This window comes from Bacillus cereus group sp. MYBK15-3, from assembly GCF_051916765.1.
Taxonomy (GTDB): Bacteria; Bacillota; Bacilli; order Bacillales; family Bacillaceae_G; genus Bacillus_A; species Bacillus_A cereus.
Genome location: NZ_JBQAHG010000004.1, coordinates 78,219 through 95,872 on the forward strand (window position 1 = coordinate 78,219; position 17,654 = coordinate 95,872).

A 17,654-nucleotide genomic window follows, 5' to 3' on the forward strand; every position below is an offset into this window, starting at 1 on the left:
CTTATTGTCGTTTTTCCATTCGCCATTCAATCCAGTTTTTTATAACGAGTGTAAACACTGCAATTAATGACATTAACGTCGCTACTGCAAATGCTGCTGAAAATTGATATTCATTGTACAAAATTTCAATATGGAGCGGCATCGTGTTCGTAATGCCACGCACGTGACCTGATACGACAGAAACGGCTCCAAACTCACCGATAGCACGGGCATTACATAGAATCATGCCGTATAAAAGACCCCATTTTATATTTGGAAGCGTAACGCGCCAAAACATTTTCCAGCCACTTGCGCCAAGTGATAAAGCTGCCTCTTCTTCACTTTTCCCTTGCGCCTGCATAACCGGAATTAATTCACGTGCAACGAACGGGAAGGTTACAAAGATTGTTGCGATAATAATACCTGGTACAGAGAAAATGATTTTCACTCCATGTTCAAGTAACCATTCGCCAAGAGCACCCCTCGGTGTGAAAAGTAAAACGAATACTAATCCTGCGATAACTGGTGACACAGCAAACGGCAGTTCAATAAGAGAGAGTAATACTTGTTTTCCTTTAAACTGAAACTTTGTAATAAGCCACGCGGCCGCTACCCCAAATATCGTATTAAGCGGCACAACGATTAACGCAACGAGAAGCGTTAATCTAATTGCTGAAAATGCTTCTTGATCTGTAATAGCGGCAATGTATACATCCATCCCTCTTTCAAAGGCTTTTAGAAAAATAGTTATGAGTGGCAGTAATAGAAAGAGAGATAAAAATAAAACTGTAATCGTAATTAATACGCCTGGTACAAGCTTAGATTCTTTTTTAGCTGATACGCTTTTTACTATTTTCTTTTCTAATAATGTTGGTTCCATTTTCTCTCCTCCTATTCACTTTTTAGTTCATGCCTTCTACTCCAGCTTTGAATCATATTAATAAGAAGAAGGAAAAGGAGGGAAATAATAAGCATCACGGTCGCTACAGCTGTTGCCCCCGCGTAATCATATTGTTCTAGTTTCGTCATAATCATCAGTGGTGCAATTTCTGTTTTCATCGGCATATTACCTGCGATGAAAACGACAGATCCGTATTCTCCTAATGCTCTTGCAAATGCGAGTGAAAAACCGGCAAGAAGAGCGGGAAAGATTTCTGGTAAAATGATTTTCACAAATATTTGTAAGCGGGATGCACCTAAACTCGAAGCTGCCTCTTCTACTTCTTTATCAATATTTTGCAGCACTGGTTGCACCATTCGAACGACAAATGGTAAACCGATAAAAGTAAGCGCAACGATAATTCCGAGTGGTGTAAAAGCTACTTTTATATGAAACAGACTAAATATTTTCCCAATCCATCCATTTTCCGCATAAAGCGTTGTAAGTGTAATACCAGCTACAGCTGTCGGAAGTGCAAACGGTAAATCAATGAGTCCATCTAATAGTCTTTTTCCTGGAAATTTGTAGCGTACGAGCACCCATGCTATTAATAAACCGAAAATGGCATTTACAATAGCAGCTGCAAATGAAGTTGTAAAACTAACTTGATAGGAATGCAACACACGCTCGTTCGTTATAACCCCAGCGAACTTCTTCCAACCTAACTGTGAAGTTTGAATAAATACGATAGAAAGTGGTATAAGTACGAATAAACTCATGTACAACATTGTAAATCCAAGCGATAATCCAAACCCTGGTAAAACACGTTTCTTCCTCATCCTCTTTCACCTCATCCCCCTTTAGCAGTACGCATTATTTTTGATAAATTTTATCGAATACGCCGCCGTCATTAAAGTGTTTCTCCTGCGCTTTTTTCCAGCCACCAAATAGTTCATCTACTGTAAATAATTGAACTTTCGGAAATTGAGATGTATATTTTTCTGCTACTTTTTCATTACGTGGACGATAAAAGTTTTTTGCCGCAATTTCCTGTCCTTTTTCTGAGTACAAATATTCAAGATACCCTTCTGCTACTTTTTTCGTTCCTTTTTTATCAACGACTTTATCTACAACCGCTACTGGTGGTTCTGCAAGTACACTAATAGAAGGGGTTACAATTTCAAATTTATCTTTTCCAAGCTCTTTTTGGGATAATAACGCTTCATTTTCCCATGCGATTAATACGTCACCAATTCCTTTTTCAACAAATGTTGTCGTTGCTCCGCGCGCTCCTGAATCTAATACTTCTACGTTTTTATAAATTTGGCTAACAAACTCTTTCGCCTTATCTTCACTATTATTATATTTTTTCAGTGCGTATCCCCACGCCGCTAAATAGTTCCAACGTGCCCCGCCTGATGTTTTTGGGTTTGGTGTAATGACAGACACACCTTTTTTCGTTAAATCATCCCAGTCTTTAATACCTTTCGGGTTTCCTTTTCGAACAAGAAATACAATTGTTGACGTGTATGGAGTGGAATTATTCGCAAGTCGCTTCTGCCAATCTTCTGCTAATTGTTTTTTCTTACTAATCGCATCAATATCATAAGCAAGTGCTAGTGTAACAACGTCTGCTTCTAAGCCATCAATAACAGAGCGCGCTTGACTTCCAGATCCCCCGTGTGATTGTTTTACATTTACTGTTTGCCCGTGCTTCTCTTTCCAATACTTCGCAAAATCTTTATTGAAATCTTGATATAACTCCCTCGTTGGATCATAAGAAACATTTAAAAGCTCAACTGTTTTTTTATCTCCACTTCCTTCAGAATTACTAGTGGATGTTGCCGAACCACACCCTGATAAAAGTACAACTGCTGATAATAAAACACCTGTACTTTTCATAAACGCTGTCTTACCCCACTTTTTCATCGTTAAGCCCCCTTAGTTTATACAATAGAAAAAGGCACACAATATATTCACAAATGTGAACATTGTGCGCCTTCAGTTTATCTGATTAGCTTCTAATGTATTCTATTCGATTTCTTTTCATTTTAATTCTGTAATTCACATGTGTCAACTTGGAATTTGAATTTTCTTATTAAACTAAAATATTGGCATACGTTGAGCCCAATGATTTTTCAAATCAGCAAATTCTTTTGGTAACTTACTATTTTCATTCCATTCTAATTTATATGCATTTACTAACACCGTAGCCATTGATTCACAGTCCACTACTCCATTTTGATTAAAATTACCGTTCTTATCACTTCCAGAGTTCATCCATAATTTAACAAATAAGATATTGCACCCGACGTAAGTGTTAATTTCTTCTGTTCTACGTATGTCCCCTCCTTGTTGGTCATATACAGGTTTAAATATATGGCACCACCGCTTAATCAATACAAAAAAATGAGGCAACCACCTCCAAAGATGGTTGCCTCATTTTTACACTTGCATCGCTTTCTCTCTCAATGCTCTTCTTAACAACTTACCCGTCGTATTCTTCGGCAATTCTATTAAAAACTCAATGCTTTTCGGCACTTTATATTTCGCTAAATGTAACCTACAGTAATGCATTAGTTCTTCTTCTGTTACGTTTGCTTGCTTCAAAACGACGTACGCTCGCACAGCTTCTCCTAAGTTTTCATCAGGAACACCGATTACGACAACTTCCGCTACTGATTCGTGCGTATATAATACTTCTTCTACTTCACGAGGGTATACGTTATAACCGCCAACTAAGACGATATCTTTTTTACGATCAACGATATAGAAGTAACCTTCTTCATCCATTTTCGCCAAGTCACCTGTATATAGCCAGCCGTCTTTCAATGTCGCAGCTGTATCTTCTGGTGCATTATAGTATCCTTTCATAACGTTAGGTCCGCGAACGATTAATTCGCCGACTGCGCCGACAGGTACTTCTTCCCCAAGTTCATTTACGATTTTATTTTCTACATGCCAAATATTTGTGCCAATCGACCCTGGTTTACGAGGACGATCTAGCGGATTGAAACAAGTAACTGGTGATGCTTCTGATAAACCGTATCCTTCTGAAACAATAACGTTAAAACGTTTTTCAAAGTTTTGCAGAAGAGCAACAGGCATCGATGCACCACCGGAAATACAAAGGCGAAGCGTCTTCACATCTTCTGCGCTTGCTTCTTCAAATAAATATAAATAATTGTACATCGTCGGTACGCCAGCAAAGATCGTTGGTTCGTACGTGCGACAAATACGGAATACTTCTTTCGGACTAAATTTCGGTAACATTAAAATCGTTGCCCCGTTCACAATCGGTGCATTTACCGCAACTGTTAAACAGAATACATGGAACATAGGCAGTGCCGCAACAACGCGGTCATCAGCCGTATATTGTAAATACGACGCCACATCGTTCGCATTACTATATAAATTTTTATGTGTTAACATAGCGCCTTTCGGTTTTCCAGTTGTGCCCGATGTGTATAGAATAACCGCTACATCTTCTTCATCTAGTTCAGGACCTTCGTAAGTTGTATCTCCAGTCCCCACAAAACTAGTAAACGTTTTCATTTTTTCGGTTTCTGTATGGTTAAAATCTGATGAGGTTTCGCATATGATGATGTTTTCTAATGAAGGAAGTCTTGTTGTAAGAGATTGTATAACAGGTAGAAGGACGTCGAGTACGATGATTGTTTTTACATCTCCATTTTGTAAAATATAATGCATTTCGTCTGCTGTATAAATTGGATTAACTGGAATAACAGTTGCTCCGGCTTTCATTGTTCCGTATAAACCGACCAAAAAATGTGGTGAGTTCCCAACAACTAATGCGACATTGTCCCCTTTTCCAATGCCCATTTCTGCTAAATTGCTAGAAAACCTTGTGACCATTTTGTTTAATTGGTCATATGAGACCGACTGATCCATAAATATATAAGCCGGTTTTTCCCCCTTCTTTTTTGCCGTTTCAGCCAAAGATTGAACGAGATTCACAAAAACCCCACCTTTATAAAATTTAGAATATTTAAAAATTCTAAATTAATTATATTAAAAGAAAATTAAAGTGGCAAGTGATATTCTATTAACTGCATATAGACAGATCACCTTCTCTTAGTTTACTTTGGAAAAATAAGGGGATTTTATTTGCAAGTAATTTATAACACTAGACCAAAAATCATTTTAGGATAATATGCACTCATCTTTTCTTTAAGCTTTTCAAGTTCCTCTTTATTTAAGTTCGTATACTCCCCATACAAATTCAAAACGTCCGCTCCATTTTCATGAAAATACACGGTAACATATAATGCCGGTAACCCTGTATTGTCTTCATCTATTGATAAGACGACATCTGGTGTTTTATTAACAGTGCTGAATGTTTCATTTCTTTTCCACTTCTTATTTTGAAACATGTCTTGTATATCATGTATCTTTCGTTTGTTATCTGTATGCGTAAAATATATAACATTATCCTCCGCTGGTTTTCCGATAGACAAAATTATACGACTTGAGGGCGATCCACTGCTACACGCTGTCATTCCGACGACGAAGCTGAGTAATAATACAACGTACATTACCCTTTTCATTTCGATTCGCCTCCTTTTGTATATATATATTCCTTTACGAGGAGCGAATGTCCTGTGATTTTATGTTTTGTGGTAAATGAAATTATATGAGCGATTTTTCAGTTATATCAGCGCAGCTCGATTTATATCGGCGATTTTTCAAATATATCAGCGCAACTCAATTTATATCGGCGATTTTCCAAATATATCAGCGCAACTCAATTTATATCAGCGATTTTTCAGTTATATCGACTTACCGACAAAACCTGACAATCTACGCAAAAAGAAAGAGGCTGCCCATTATCGCAACCTCCCTTATTTTTAGAAGAATAAATGTAAGAAATCTTCTGTTGTAATGTTACCGAAGTAGCGTGTGATATCTACGCCTTCTAAAGCTGCAGTGAATGCATCTTTATCGAACTGAACGCCTGTTAGACGCTCTTCGATATCATGAACATCTAGTGAACCGAAGAAGTCGCCGTAAACTTTACATTCTGTTACTGTTCCTTTTTTCACTTCAAGACGAACGTCAACTTGTCCAACTGGGAAGCGGTGTGAATGTTGTAAGTTGAACTTCGGTGATTTTCCGTAGTTCCAATCCCAATTTTGGTAACGTTCTTCAGAAAGTTTGTGGATCTCTTTCCAATCATTTTCTGTTAATTCATACGTTGGGATTTCTGTTTCTCCTTCGAAAATTGTTTCTAGAAGAAGTTGTCTAAACTCCTCTGTCGTCATTTCTTCGTTTAGGAACTCTGTAATGTTCGCAACGCGGCTACGGATTGATTTAATACCTTTTGATTGGATTTTATCCATTTTTACTTTTAACGCTGATACGACGTGATCGATTTCAGAGTCAAATAGTAACGTACCGTGGCTGAACATACGACCTTTCGTTGAGAACTGCGCGTTACCTGAAATTTTTCTACCTTCAGCTAAAATGTCGTTACGACCACTTAGTTCTGCCTTTACACCTAATTTACTAAGCGCTTTCGTTACAGGCTCTGTGAATTTTTTGAAGTTGCTGAAACTGTCTCCATCATCTTTCGTAATAAAACTGAAGTTTAAGTTTCCTAAATCATGATATACTGCGCCTCCGCCTGATAGACGACGAACGACATGAATACCTTTTTCTTTTACGTAATCTGCATTAATTTCTTCTACTGTGTTTTGATTTTTACCAATGATAATCGAAGGCTCATTAATGTAGAACAGTAAATATGTTTCGTTAATATCTAAATTCTTCACACAATATTCTTCGATCGCTAAGTTTATTCTAGGATCTGTAATTCCTTTATTATCAATAAATAACATCGTATCACCTCATGAGTTCCATACGTAGCCACTATGCGCTAGCGTAATATGGCCACTGAAAATTTGTTTTGCTTCTGTTACTAAATCAGATGGGTTGCCTGTATGCGGTAAGTGCGTTAATAAAAGTTCTTTTACATTCGCATCTTTTGCAATACTTGCTACTTCTGTACTATTCATATGCCCTGCTTTTGCAGCCTCTTGATGTGCATACATATTACACTCACAAATGAAAAGATCAGCATCTTTTGTGAATGGAATGAATTCAGGAATATAACTTGAATCAGCGCTGTATACTACGATATCACTACCTGCTGTAATGCGCATCGCAAAGCATGTAACAGGATGAACAGTTTTTAAGAATGAAATCGAGAACGGTCCAATTTGAAGTGTTTCTTCTGGATTGTACGCGATTCCTTTCGTATGCGGTTCATGTGTTAAAGAATGGAAACCATTCTCATCAAACGTATGACCGTATATTGGTAGTTCTGGTAGTTGCCTTGTTGTCGCGCTCGTAATTAATCTCGCATATTGCAATACCCCAATATCTGCAACATGATCGTGATGATAGTGCGACAGTACAACTGCATCTATATCAGACGGTGTTATATATTTTTGAAGCTGTGCTAGTACACCACTACCACAGTCTACAAGTAAACGAAAACCATCGTGTTCAAACAAATACCCCGACGTTGCTTCTCCCGCTTCTGGAAAGCCGCCCCAAAAGCCGACAACAGTCATTTTCATATGTATCCATCCTTTCTAAAACCGAGTAGAAATGCATGTTTTACTTACATCCTACATTGTTAACTATAATCCATTTCCTAAACTTTTTCATTAATTTTCAATTTTGTTATAAAACAGTTGTTGACTTTTATTTTTTGTACTAATACAATAATAGTAAGAAATGGAAATGGAGGGATTGACATGATCGATCAACCAATGGAGTTTTTCAGAAATTTACCGACGAAAACTTGTGCACACTGCGGGAAAGAAATTGATGAGCAGCACGAAGCATACCATAACAAATGTGATGATTGCGTTCACGAAGAATAGTAGTTTGTGAACATAAAAAAAACCTAGCAGACATAGTCTACTAGGCTAATAACATCTTATCCTTCATCGTTGAACCTTTCACCAAGAGCTCCAGTTCAAACTCATACAATTCTTTTTTTCGATAATTTTTCGTATGGATTTTATCCATCATTAGGTCGACAACTTTTCGGGCCATTTCATCAATTGGCTGTTCAATTGTCGTAATACCTGGTTCTGTAATCTGCGATAATATTTGATTATCAAAACCGATAACAGCGAGATCATCTGGAATGCTCCAGTTATGGCGTTTCGCCTCTGAGATAATTCCAGCTGCTACCTCATCGCCTCCTGCCAAAATCGCGGTAGGATTTTTTTTGTCCTTTAATACTTCATGGAATATTCGTTTTCCATCTTCCCAAGAGAAAGCGTTTTCAAGAAAGTCAATCGCTTCTACTTGGCGGCTCTTCTCAGTTATTGCACGTAAAAAGCCCATTTTTCGCTGCTGGCTAACGACTTTGGTTTCGTTACCACGGCAAAAAATAAGATTACGATATCCTTGATCTAACACATGCTTCGCAGCTATGTATGCTCCTTGCGCATGATCAAACTTCACTGTTGGAATATTTGCTTCCTCAATATATTCATTACACAACACGATTGGACCGTGCTGTAAGTATGGCTCTACATCTTCCCACGGATTTTCTAGTGAACATAGAATAATCCCATCTACTTGCTTCGTAGATAATAATTGTAAATACTCCATCTCTTTTTCCGGTAAATATCTTGTTTGACAAATAATCAGTTTATATTTATGTTCAGAAGCAGCAATCTCGATTGCTTCGATAAATCTACTGAAGAAAGGATTTGTAATCCTTGGAACTAGCACCGCAATTGTTTCCGTTTTTTGTTTACGAAGCCTTCTCGCCGCAGAATTAGGAACGAAGCCTAAATGCTTCATTGCTAATTGAACCCTTTTTTTCTTCTCATCTGAAACATATGGATGATTATTAATCACCCTAGAAACCGTTGTCCTTGATAACCCCGCTAATTTCGCCACGTCCTCTATAGTCGACACGAAATTCTCCCCCTTTGCATGAAAACGTTTTCTTAAATTGATTATATAGTATATTATTGGAAACTGCAATATCGGTTGTTATGATTTTACTATATTAATATTATACATAGGTAAAAGTCTGTTAATGCATGGGCAATATACTGCTTTTAGAAATTTACGTTATGTACATTCCTTTTCTTAATACCATATATTCTTTATTCAATATAAAAGCCCATCAATACATCATCTCCATATGATCCATCTTCATATTTAATTTGCTTTCGTTGTCTTCCTTCTTCTACAAAACCCATACGTTTGTACACTTTAATTGCCCGATCATTAACAGAAACTACACCTAAGCAAATTTTCTCTAAACCTTTCTGCCCTTTAGCCCAACTAATAAGAGATTCAATTAATTTCGTACCGATGCCTTGATTACAATACGCCTCTTTAATCCCCATTCCCATTGTGCCTGCGTGTTGTAACCGTTCTAGTTCATATCGGTTGAAAAGTAAAAAACCTACCACCTTATAATCTACTTCATACACAATATAAAGATTACCTTTCTCATTACTTTTCCGTATCTTTTCTCTTTCTGCATCAATATCATTCGGTAATTTCTTTGGAGATACTATGAAAAACTTTGTAGTATTTTCCGATAATATAATTTCTTTTCTAATGTTCATTATTGCTTCTGCATCAGCCTCTTTTGCTAATCGTATCATTGAATCACCTCGTACTTTTTCTTTTAAAAAATAATATTAAAACTATAAAACGTCCAATATGCAATATTACATATTGAGAATCTTTTTACTCTTGATACAATATTCATACATCAAAATAAAAGGAATGTATGCAATGAATCCAATCTTAACAGCTGCAAAACAACTATTACATAAAGAAGAAAAGATTTTATCTACTTTAAAATGTTCACTTACTGGCTATATGATTACGCATAAAGTTCCGTATCCTGGCATGTTACTTGCTACTAATCAAAGACTTCTCTTTTTTAGCCAATATAAAAACACATTCATTGCCGAATTTGATTATGAAAAAATTCTATCCATAGAAACGAAGAGAAGAATCTTTGACAAAAAAATAATATTTTACTATGAAGATGAATATATAACGCTTGGGTACATTACAAGTTCGAATGTTGAAGCGTTCATAGACTTACTACATAGAACGTAAGTATTCCAAATGCATCTTTCACACTTGTATATACTTCTTTATCAAACAATATAGGTGAAAGGGCATAAACAAGAAAGATTATTAGCGGATTTACGATAAAATAATAAGTAAGATTGCCTTTCATCATATCAACTCCTCTACCCTATGTTTCTCTGTAAATTGTTGTAATTCCTTTTCTTTCGTTTCTATAGCTTTTAGAAAGATTTATAGATGAACTAAGGAAAAGATGCCCTCTATTAAAATAAAAAAGCACCAAAAAGGTGCTTTTATCTACGCTTCAACCGATTGATTTTCAGCAACATTTTTAAATTGTCGTTTGTGCATCAAAGTTAAGGAAGCGATCGTTCCAAGTGATAATACAACGATAAAGATCATGAGCATTCCTATGTTTTGCCACATGAAGTCAAAGTCTCCACTCGATACGACTGCTTTCAATCCTGATACAGAGTATGTCATCGGTAACCAAGCATTGAATGGTTGTAAAAACTTCGGAATCAATTCTAGCGGGAATGTTCCGGCACTCGTTGTTAGCTGCATAATTAATGTGATGATGGCGATAAAACGGCCTGCATCACCGAATGCTGTTACTAAACATTGAATTAATGCGATAAATGCTAAACTTGTAATGATGCTAAAGAGTATGAAGTATGGAATGCTTTGTACTTCTACACCCAATCCGAACAGTAATATAACATCTGCTACTACCGCTTGAATAATGCCAACTGATAGTAACACGCCAAACTTACTAAGAAACCAACTAAATCCTGATTTCGGAACGCCTACTGTATCGCGTAATGGATATACGATTGATAAGAGTAATGCCCCAACAAATAAACCGAGTGATAAGAAATATGGTGTAAATCCAGTTCCATAGTTTGGAACTTCCGCCATTTTTTCCGTCTTCACTTTTACAGGACTTGCAAACATATCATACGTTTTATCCGTCCCTTTCACTTCACCAGTTTTCTCTGCCCCTTCGCCAAGTTTCTCAGCAAGTTCACCGGAACCATCATTTACTTTTACGAGGCCATCCGTTACTTTCCCTGATCCGTCTGCTAGTTTATTTACGCCGTCGATTAGCTGGGTTGAGCCAGTTGACATTTTGTTTAGGCCACCATTTAAATCGCCCAGACCAGTTGTTACTTGATTTGAGCCATCTGCTAATTTGGTTACTCCTACAGATAATGTACCTAAACCACCTGTTACTTGACTTGAACCGTCCGCTAATTGATTTATCCCACCTGCCATTTGATTTGCTCCTACAGATAACGTTCCTAAACCGCCTGTTACCTTTCCAGATCCATCAAACAATTGATTTACCCCATCAATTAATTGCCCTGATCCGTTTTTTAATTTATCTGCACCTACTTTAGCATTACCTAATCCTTCACCTAATCCATGAAACTTACTTACAAATTCGTTTTGTGCATTCGTTAATGTCTTAATACCACTCGTTAAATTTCCCACCTCTTCTGGATTCGGCATTTTGCTTTGCATCCCACTTGTCTTTTCACTGATTTCACCTTTTAATTGTTTTACTTCTTCATTTAATTTATTTGTTCCGCCTGCTACTCCAGCAGCTTTCTGTTGAACTGTCGCCGTACTTTTTACCGCATTTGTTATAAATGGCTGTAACTGCTCTTGATATTCTTTTGGTAAACTTTCAATTTGCTTTTGTAAATTTGCTACATCTTGCACTGCTGTTTTTGCATCCCTTGCTGTTGATTGAGTGAGTTCATTTAGCTGATTTACATTTTCTCCAGCTCCATCTATTTTCTCAGTTACTGTATTTAATATAGAAGGAACTTTCGACTGCATTTCCCCTAATCCTGCAACAGAGTTTTGTACTTTATTATTTAACTCTTGCAAACCCTTTTGAATCTCTTCAGAACCTTTCTCTAATTGACTTTGCCCTCCCGCAAGTTTTTCCATACCATTTGATAGTTCTGTTGTTCCTGTTTGTAATTCACCTGTTTTACTTACCAATATGCTCAGACCGTTCGTTACTTTCTCAGATCCATCACGCAATTCACTAATTCCTTTTTGCATTTCACCGGTTTTGCTATTTAACGTATTTAAACCTGCTGTCACTTTTCCGGAGCCATCTTGTAATTTATTAGATCCATCTGCTAATTTCTGAACTCCATCCTTCATCTCCCCAGACTTCCCTTGCAGTGTATGAAGGCCATCCGTCACTTTACTTGAACCATCATGCAGCTCACTTGATCCGTCGTGTAGTTTATTTGCTCCTTCCGCCCCATCTGCTAATCCTTTTGAGACGTCTTGAATGGAATCAAACATTTTCTCTGCATATGTTTTCGTTAACGTGCTTGATACTTCAGTTTTAATCTTTTCAATGGCTGTTCCTCCAATTTGTGAAGATAAGAAGTTTAAGCTTTCGTTTGGAATGTACTCTAAGTTTAATGGCTTTGGATTGTCTTTTAGTAACGTTGTAGCGTTACTTGAGAAGTCATCTGGAATGCGCACTAACATGTAATACTTTCTACCTTCCATTCCTTTCTTCGCTTCTTTTTCACTTACGAACTCCCATTTAAAACTTTTATTATCTTTTAAATTATCAACGAGCCCTTTTCCGACCTCAATTGATTTCCCATCAAATACTGCGCCTTTATCTAAATTGACTACTGCAACTGGTAAGTCATCTAACTGTTTATACGGATCCCAAAAGGCCCACAAAAACATCCCTGCATATAAAATCGGTACGAATAAGACCGCAATAATTGGAATTAATATTTTTTTACTTTTTATAATTTCCGTGAACTCTTTCCGAAGTAACTGATTCCCTTTCATAATTTCTCCCCCTTTTATAAAATGACCAAAATGTTCATATAGTCATTTTTACCCAAACAAAAAGGCTATACTTGTTCATACATATGCCTTATCCCCGAATTTATTACTATGCAACTTTTTCTTATTATGATTATAATTTTTCTATATCCCCCCTTAACTTAAATATATGACCGTATTGTTCATTTGGTCATTTTTTATAAAATTAAAAGGATTATCTTAGTTTGACAATCCTTTTAGTAAATAAAGTTCAAATAACTCTGCAATTTTTTCTTTTTCTAGCGGTTCGTGATTTTTTTCCCAATCAAAAATAAGCGATACATATAGACGAAGCATAATAAATGCTGTAATTTCTGGATCACATTTGCTAATTTCACCTTTTTCAATCGCAATCTTTAAATACGATTGAATAACAGAAACGATTTCCACATCAACTTGTTGCATCACTTCTTGTACTTCTTTCGTTCCCATATCGCGCTCTTCTTGAATTAATTTAATCATGAGCTGATGTTCTTTTCTAAATTCCAAGATGCTATATAATGCTCTATGTACATTTTCAAAAAATGAAACATCTGAACGAATTGCATTTTCTGCAACTTGCTTCATTTCTGTAATTAAATTAGAAATAATTTCACCAAATAACTCTTCTTTATTTTTGAAAAAAGTATAAATCGTTCCTTTCCCTACATTCGCTAACTTCGCTACTTGATCCATCGTTGTTGCTTTATAGCCGAACGCTGAAAAAGACTTTGTTGCAGCTTCAATAATAGAACGTTTTCGATCTATCGCCACATTGTCACCTCCAAAAATGACCGATTGGATAATATAGTCAATCAGTACATCTTTGATATTACCACACGCTTACATTCTATACAAGTTCTCTTTTTATTATTTCCAGTATAAAAAAATTCCAGTCAGTGTATATCATACTTTCCATAGTTTATCAAAAAGTATACTTGTATGGAAAGCTAGAATATATTCGTAAATAATTGCTGACTAGATCCCACTAGAAATTTAATAAAATAGACAGTGTTCTTAAAACCAACGGTTTAAGAACACTGCCTTTTATTTTGACATAGAAAGTAATATTTTCTCCATCTCTTTCTTAGTTAGATCATCATCAATTATCTCTTCGTATATCTTTGTATCTCTTGTAAAAATATCATTTACTATGACAATTTGATAATCACTATTCTTACCTTGTGCTGGTACAAACATTTTAAGGCCCCTTAACTTCCCCTCTCCATGAGAAGATTTATTATATACCATTCCTTTCCCATCTAAACTATAACTTTCTAGATTCTCTACTCCAGGCATCATATAGTGTAGCGGATCCTTACCACCATTAACATTACCATCCATATACATCCTTGACTGGTAAATTGTAAAACCATATTTTCCTTTTGTATATTCTGATTTAATAACTAATTCTACATCTCTTCCAAAATATGAGTCAGCCCATTCTCTCTTTAATTCATAACCTTCAGGTATATAAGTCGGCTGCTTAATTTGATACGGTACATGTTCTTTCGCTTCTTCTATAGTATATGTTAAAGACTTCTCCAGCTTATCTCCAAGCGGTTTTAATGTCTTCTCAATAGTAGCTAGTCTTTCTTGATCAGCTTTCTTCAAGCGTTCAGGTTTATATTCCTTTGTATCTCCATCATAATTCTCAGGCACATTTTTCTTAACCATTGCTTTTTTATGAATTTCTTGCGCTTCCTTAAATAATCGAACATACTGCTCAAATTCTTCTTTTGTAAAATTCTTTTCTGCCAAATACAAAAAATCTGTATTCTTTTTATATGACGTTATTGACATCCCCCATTCTCTACTTGCATTCTCCGGTGTACCTAATACTGTTTCTATCGCTTTTTCAAATGCCGCTTTAGATTGCTTTTTTTCTACAACTTTTTCTTTCTGTCTTTCATCTCCCTCAGTTATCCTTGCATTTAATAAAAATCCGCCCGCTATAGCTGCTATAGCAATCACTCCGAGTAAAGAAAGACGATACGATTTCTTTTGGAATTTTTTAATCATAATGATTCTCCTTTTTAGTGTTCGTTTATTTCTACTTAAATTTGCTAGGCTTGGTACTTGATAGGAATAGTCTTCTAAAAGGGTAATAATTGTATGACCGTATGCAATTTGTTCCTCTTTATCTATAAAAGTAAGTGCATATGCATCACAGGCTAATTCTTGATCTTCTCGCATACAAAAATAGGCGTACCAAAGAATCGGATTGAACCAATTTAATAGGATTAAACTGTACATAATCCAATTTACAGCTACATCGTTTCTCTTAATATGAGCTAACTCATGGTAAAAGACATATTGTAATTGTTGTTCATTTAATACTTTCATATGTTTTTTTGATAGTAATACTTTCGGGCGGAAGAAACTAAACACAGTTGGGCTCGCAATCTTTCCCGCTAAACGTAACGAAACTGCCTTCTTCATTTTCATAGACTGCTTACAGCGATTAAACACTGTAGTGACCTGTTCGTCCGTAATATCCGGTTGTTTCTTTATGTAAGAATATAAACGTCTATTTGTAAGAAACGTGATGGCTGCTAATATGATTACCCCAGCTAGCCACACATACAAAGCAAGTTTGTATAAAGAAAATGTAGTCTGTTTTTCCGAACTGACTTTTACTTCCGGTTCGCTAGTTTTTGTCACCATTTTAGAATTTGATTCCAATTCCACTTTTCGGTCGCTTTCTATGTTCACTATATTCTCAGTAGCCGGCATATTTTTTGGAATAACTTCCGATACGCTAGAACTATAAGAAAGTAATGAGTAAATGCTATAAGAGCTATCTGGCGACCACGGTAAAAGGAGTCTTATCATTAATACGATCCACAGCATATATTGCCACCGGGGGGTTAATTTATTTCTAAATAGAACTTTTATACATAAAATAAATCCGACTAATATGCTAGCCATAAGTGACGTTTCTATAAGCCAATCAAAAAAATGAGGAAGGTATACATTTATAAGCGTGTTTATCATTTTTATCAATCCTTCCTCTTATTCTCCTCTGTCTTCTCATCTAAAATGCGTTTTAATTCATTAATATCTTCTGAAGATAATTTCTCCTCTTTTAAGAAATTAACAAGTAATGGCTTAAACGCTGCACCGCAAAAACGTTTTAGTAAAGATTTCGTTTCCACTTGCAAATAATTATCTTGTGATACTAACGGGTAATAAGCGTACATACGCCCTTTATCTTGATGGTAAGAAACGGCTTCCTTTTGCACTAATCGATTAATTAATGTGCGGATTGTTTTCGGTTTCCAGTCCATTGCATCTTCCAGTTCTTCTATAATTTCATTCGCTGTTTGCGGAGAACTCGACCAAAGTACTTTCATAATTTCTAATTCCGCTTCAGATATTTTAGGTAATTGATTTGTCATCGTATGTTTCACTCCTAAGTATTACATTTGTAATCTATAATTAAGATTACAAATGTAATACTTAATTGTCAACCATATTTTAGAAAAATTAATTTCAGCTAAACCTTACTTACCAACAACAAATTTCCTCTTTTTCAAATAATCAAATAAAAAAACAAGAAAATCTTTACAATTAATAGTAATATAGAAAATAGACAAGTTTATCAAAACAGTGGAGGCTTTTTCAGTCATGATGCGTGCACTTCGTTTAAATATAAAGCAAGCTTTTTGTAGTCGTATTTCTTTAATTATGATGCTTAGTGGATTCGTTCTTATTTGCATTTATCACTATTATTATGTAATTCGTTATTTAGGAAACGCAGCAAATGGTCCTATATCAACAGATTTAAAATGGATTGGATTTCGCGACAATGAAATGGATGTTTATTTATTATTAATGCCCGTTATTGCGAGTTTCCCCTTTAGTACAAGTTACAATTCGGATAAGTCCGATGGTTTTAAACCGTTTGTGAGTAAGGGGATTTCTATATTTCCTTATTCAGTAGCGAAATATATCGTTACTTTTTTTTGCGGAGGATTTCTTTATACACTTCCATTCATCTTATCGTTATTATTTTGCAAATTAACCATTCCAGACGGAACACCTACGGTTGGTTCAGGCATCATAAATGCTGATGGAATGTTCGCAAACCTATATTTTGATGCGCCTCTCACTTACATTGCTGTATATATCGGAATTAATTTTTTATTTGCAGGTTTAATGGCCCTTTTAGGACTTGCTGCATCTGTATGGTCACAAAAAGACTATATGGCAATTCTCTTTCCATTTGCAGCCGCCTCCATTCCTTACGTCCTGCTAAATACAATACTTCCTTCAATAGGCGGAGCACCTTTTCATTTATATGATCCGAAACAACCATTGCAAGGCATGTCACCATATATTTTAATGACGCAATGTGCTTTCTTCCTTTTCCTTAGCTTACTTATGTATATACAAGGAGTAAAGCGGGATAGAAAAAAATATAAAAGAAGACTGCAAAAAAGAGAGCGGTGTAGAAAAGCGTTTCAAGTATAATAAAACCCTAATTTCCTTACTATATTGGAAATTAGGGTTTATTTACTATTCACTTATGGCGTACCTGCCACTCCCCATAAAATAACAACCGCTACAAAATAAATCACTTTAATACCTACAACTAAACATAATGAAACAATTGCATATTTACTTAATTCTCTTCTTGCACCTATTAAAGTGAAAATAACCGCCAAACTAAATGTTATATAAGAAGCTGCTGTATGTATTAAGTTATACGTAATATCTAGATTGCTTGTAAGTCCTGTTATATCAGCTACAAACTGAAGCATGATGATCGTACTAAAAAAAATTGCAAACTGATTCATTACCTTTCCATTTATTTGTAACTGCATTGTTG

The 17,654-nt window shown here is 35.7% G+C and carries 18 protein-coding genes; 3 read left to right on the plus strand and 15 right to left on the minus strand.

Annotation, left to right across the window (positions count from 1 at the left end; genetic code table 11):
- Position 1: 1 nt before the first annotated feature.
- The 8 genes from cysW to ACTFR8_RS17855 all read right to left on the minus strand — a co-directional run bounded on the left by cysW (position 2) and on the right by ACTFR8_RS17855 (position 7,461).
- Entirely contained in the window at positions 2–859 is an 858-nt protein-coding gene (cysW, locus tag ACTFR8_RS17820) for a sulfate ABC transporter permease subunit CysW (RefSeq protein ID WP_000433831.1), read from the minus strand.
- A gap of 11 nt (positions 860–870) precedes the next feature.
- Positions 871–1,698 (minus strand): sulfate ABC transporter permease subunit CysT, encoded by an 828-nt coding sequence (gene cysT, locus ACTFR8_RS17825; protein ID WP_001227879.1) that lies wholly within the window; start codon positions 1,696–1,698, stop codon positions 871–873.
- 34 nt (positions 1,699–1,732) lie between these two features.
- Entirely contained in the window at positions 1,733–2,788 is a 1,056-nt protein-coding gene (locus tag ACTFR8_RS17830; RefSeq protein WP_000758703.1) for a sulfate ABC transporter substrate-binding protein, read from the minus strand.
- A 174-nt stretch (positions 2,789–2,962) separates the two neighbouring features.
- Positions 2,963–3,139, minus strand: coding sequence for a hypothetical protein (locus ACTFR8_RS17835; RefSeq protein WP_043328703.1), 177 nt, complete (start codon positions 3,137–3,139; stop codon positions 2,963–2,965).
- 165 nt (positions 3,140–3,304) lie between these two features.
- Complete coding sequence (locus tag ACTFR8_RS17840; protein WP_044584217.1) at positions 3,305–4,837, minus strand: fatty acid--CoA ligase family protein; 1,533 nt, start codon at positions 4,835–4,837, stop codon at positions 3,305–3,307.
- Between the two features lie 161 nt (positions 4,838–4,998).
- Positions 4,999–5,427, minus strand: a complete 429-nt coding sequence (locus ACTFR8_RS17845) for a hypothetical protein (RefSeq protein ID WP_100619689.1) — start codon at positions 5,425–5,427, stop codon at positions 4,999–5,001.
- A gap of 300 nt (positions 5,428–5,727) precedes the next feature.
- Complete coding sequence (locus tag ACTFR8_RS17850; protein WP_100619688.1) at positions 5,728–6,717, minus strand: lipoate--protein ligase; 990 nt, start codon at positions 6,715–6,717, stop codon at positions 5,728–5,730.
- Positions 6,718–6,726: 9 nt separating this feature from the next.
- Positions 6,727–7,461, minus strand: coding sequence for an MBL fold metallo-hydrolase (locus tag ACTFR8_RS17855; RefSeq protein WP_000784668.1), 735 nt, complete (start codon positions 7,459–7,461; stop codon positions 6,727–6,729).
- Positions 7,462–7,641: 180 nt separating this feature from the next.
- Between ACTFR8_RS17855 and yhfH the strand changes: the two genes are divergently transcribed.
- On the plus strand, positions 7,642–7,770 hold the full coding sequence (yhfH, locus tag ACTFR8_RS17860; RefSeq protein WP_000567010.1) for a protein YhfH: 129 nt from the start codon (positions 7,642–7,644) through the stop codon (positions 7,768–7,770).
- Positions 7,771–7,810: 40 nt separating this feature from the next.
- Here yhfH and ACTFR8_RS17865 read toward each other — a convergent pair whose 3' ends face one another.
- Together ACTFR8_RS17865 and ACTFR8_RS17870 are read right to left on the minus strand one after the other, a co-directional pair.
- The gene (locus ACTFR8_RS17865; protein ID WP_000103715.1) at positions 7,811–8,824 is read right to left on the minus strand and encodes a LacI family DNA-binding transcriptional regulator; all 1,014 of its coding nucleotides are present in this window, start codon (positions 8,822–8,824) and stop codon (positions 7,811–7,813) included.
- A gap of 194 nt (positions 8,825–9,018) precedes the next feature.
- A complete protein-coding gene (locus tag ACTFR8_RS17870; protein WP_252209863.1) occupies positions 9,019–9,528 on the minus strand; it encodes a GNAT family N-acetyltransferase in 510 nt (169 codons plus the stop codon).
- Between the two features lie 133 nt (positions 9,529–9,661).
- Here ACTFR8_RS17870 and ACTFR8_RS17875 point away from each other — a divergent pair, with 133 nt between their 5' ends.
- The gene (locus tag ACTFR8_RS17875; protein WP_001068219.1) at positions 9,662–9,994 is read left to right on the plus strand and encodes a PH domain-containing protein; all 333 of its coding nucleotides are present in this window, start codon (positions 9,662–9,664) and stop codon (positions 9,992–9,994) included.
- 270 nt (positions 9,995–10,264) lie between these two features.
- On the opposite strand, the gene ACTFR8_RS17880 is transcribed toward ACTFR8_RS17875, so the two are convergent.
- The 4 genes from ACTFR8_RS17880 to ACTFR8_RS17895 form a co-directional block, all read right to left on the minus strand.
- Positions 10,265–12,805 carry a YhgE/Pip domain-containing protein gene (locus tag ACTFR8_RS17880; RefSeq protein ID WP_252209862.1) on the minus strand — a complete coding sequence of 847 codons (2,541 nt, stop codon included), beginning with the start codon at positions 12,803–12,805 and terminating at the stop codon, positions 10,265–10,267.
- 216 nt (positions 12,806–13,021) lie between these two features.
- Entirely contained in the window at positions 13,022–13,594 is a 573-nt protein-coding gene (locus ACTFR8_RS17885) for a TetR/AcrR family transcriptional regulator (RefSeq protein ID WP_000963378.1), read from the minus strand.
- A 273-nt stretch (positions 13,595–13,867) separates the two neighbouring features.
- Positions 13,868–15,817, minus strand: a complete 1,950-nt coding sequence (locus ACTFR8_RS17890) for a M56 family metallopeptidase (protein ID WP_252209861.1) — start codon at positions 15,815–15,817, stop codon at positions 13,868–13,870.
- A 5-nt stretch (positions 15,818–15,822) separates the two neighbouring features.
- Complete coding sequence (locus ACTFR8_RS17895; protein ID WP_251186611.1) at positions 15,823–16,221, minus strand: BlaI/MecI/CopY family transcriptional regulator; 399 nt, start codon at positions 16,219–16,221, stop codon at positions 15,823–15,825.
- 229 nt (positions 16,222–16,450) lie between these two features.
- Between ACTFR8_RS17895 and ACTFR8_RS17900 the strand changes: the two genes are divergently transcribed.
- Positions 16,451–17,296 (plus strand): hypothetical protein, encoded by an 846-nt coding sequence (locus ACTFR8_RS17900; RefSeq protein ID WP_252209860.1) that lies wholly within the window; start codon positions 16,451–16,453, stop codon positions 17,294–17,296.
- Positions 17,297–17,349: 53 nt separating this feature from the next.
- Here the strand turns inward: ACTFR8_RS17900 and ACTFR8_RS17905 are convergent, their stop codons facing one another.
- Positions 17,350–17,649: a hypothetical protein gene (locus ACTFR8_RS17905; protein ID WP_252209858.1), complete on the minus strand. Its 300-nt coding sequence runs from the start codon at positions 17,647–17,649 to the stop codon at positions 17,350–17,352.
- Positions 17,650–17,654 lie beyond the last annotated feature (5 nt).

Bases quoted from the DNA above. Each gene is read 5' to 3' on its own strand.
- cysT (WP_001227879.1), bottom strand. From the start codon at position 1,698: ATGAGGAAGAAACGTGTTTTACCAGGGTTTGGATTATCGCTTGGATTT.
- ACTFR8_RS17895 (WP_251186611.1), bottom strand. From the start codon at position 16,221: ATGACAAATCAATTACCTAAAATATCTGAAGCGGAATTAGAAATTATG.
- ACTFR8_RS17890 (WP_252209861.1), bottom strand. From the start codon at position 15,817: ATGATAAACACGCTTATAAATGTATACCTTCCTCATTTTTTTGATTGG.
- ACTFR8_RS17875 (WP_001068219.1), top strand. From the start codon at position 9,662: ATGAATCCAATCTTAACAGCTGCAAAACAACTATTACATAAAGAAGAA.
- ACTFR8_RS17830 (WP_000758703.1), bottom strand. From the start codon at position 2,788: ATGAAAAAGTGGGGTAAGACAGCGTTTATGAAAAGTACAGGTGTTTTA.
- ACTFR8_RS17845 (WP_100619689.1), bottom strand. From the start codon at position 5,427: ATGAAAAGGGTAATGTACGTTGTATTATTACTCAGCTTCGTCGTCGGA.
- ACTFR8_RS17870 (WP_252209863.1), bottom strand. From the start codon at position 9,528: ATGATACGATTAGCAAAAGAGGCTGATGCAGAAGCAATAATGAACATT.
- ACTFR8_RS17850 (WP_100619688.1), bottom strand. From the start codon at position 6,717: ATGTTATTTATTGATAATAAAGGAATTACAGATCCTAGAATAAACTTA.
- yhfH (WP_000567010.1), top strand. From the start codon at position 7,642: ATGATCGATCAACCAATGGAGTTTTTCAGAAATTTACCGACGAAAACT.
- ACTFR8_RS17905 (WP_252209858.1), bottom strand. From the start codon at position 17,649: ATGCAGTTACAAATAAATGGAAAGGTAATGAATCAGTTTGCAATTTTT.
- ACTFR8_RS17855 (WP_000784668.1), bottom strand. From the start codon at position 7,461: ATGAAAATGACTGTTGTCGGCTTTTGGGGCGGCTTTCCAGAAGCGGGA.
- ACTFR8_RS17835 (WP_043328703.1), bottom strand. From the start codon at position 3,139: ATGAACTCTGGAAGTGATAAGAACGGTAATTTTAATCAAAATGGAGTA.
- ACTFR8_RS17900 (WP_252209860.1), top strand. From the start codon at position 16,451: ATGATGCGTGCACTTCGTTTAAATATAAAGCAAGCTTTTTGTAGTCGT.
- ACTFR8_RS17880 (WP_252209862.1), bottom strand. From the start codon at position 12,805: ATGAAAGGGAATCAGTTACTTCGGAAAGAGTTCACGGAAATTATAAAA.
- cysW (WP_000433831.1), bottom strand. From the start codon at position 859: ATGGAACCAACATTATTAGAAAAGAAAATAGTAAAAAGCGTATCAGCT.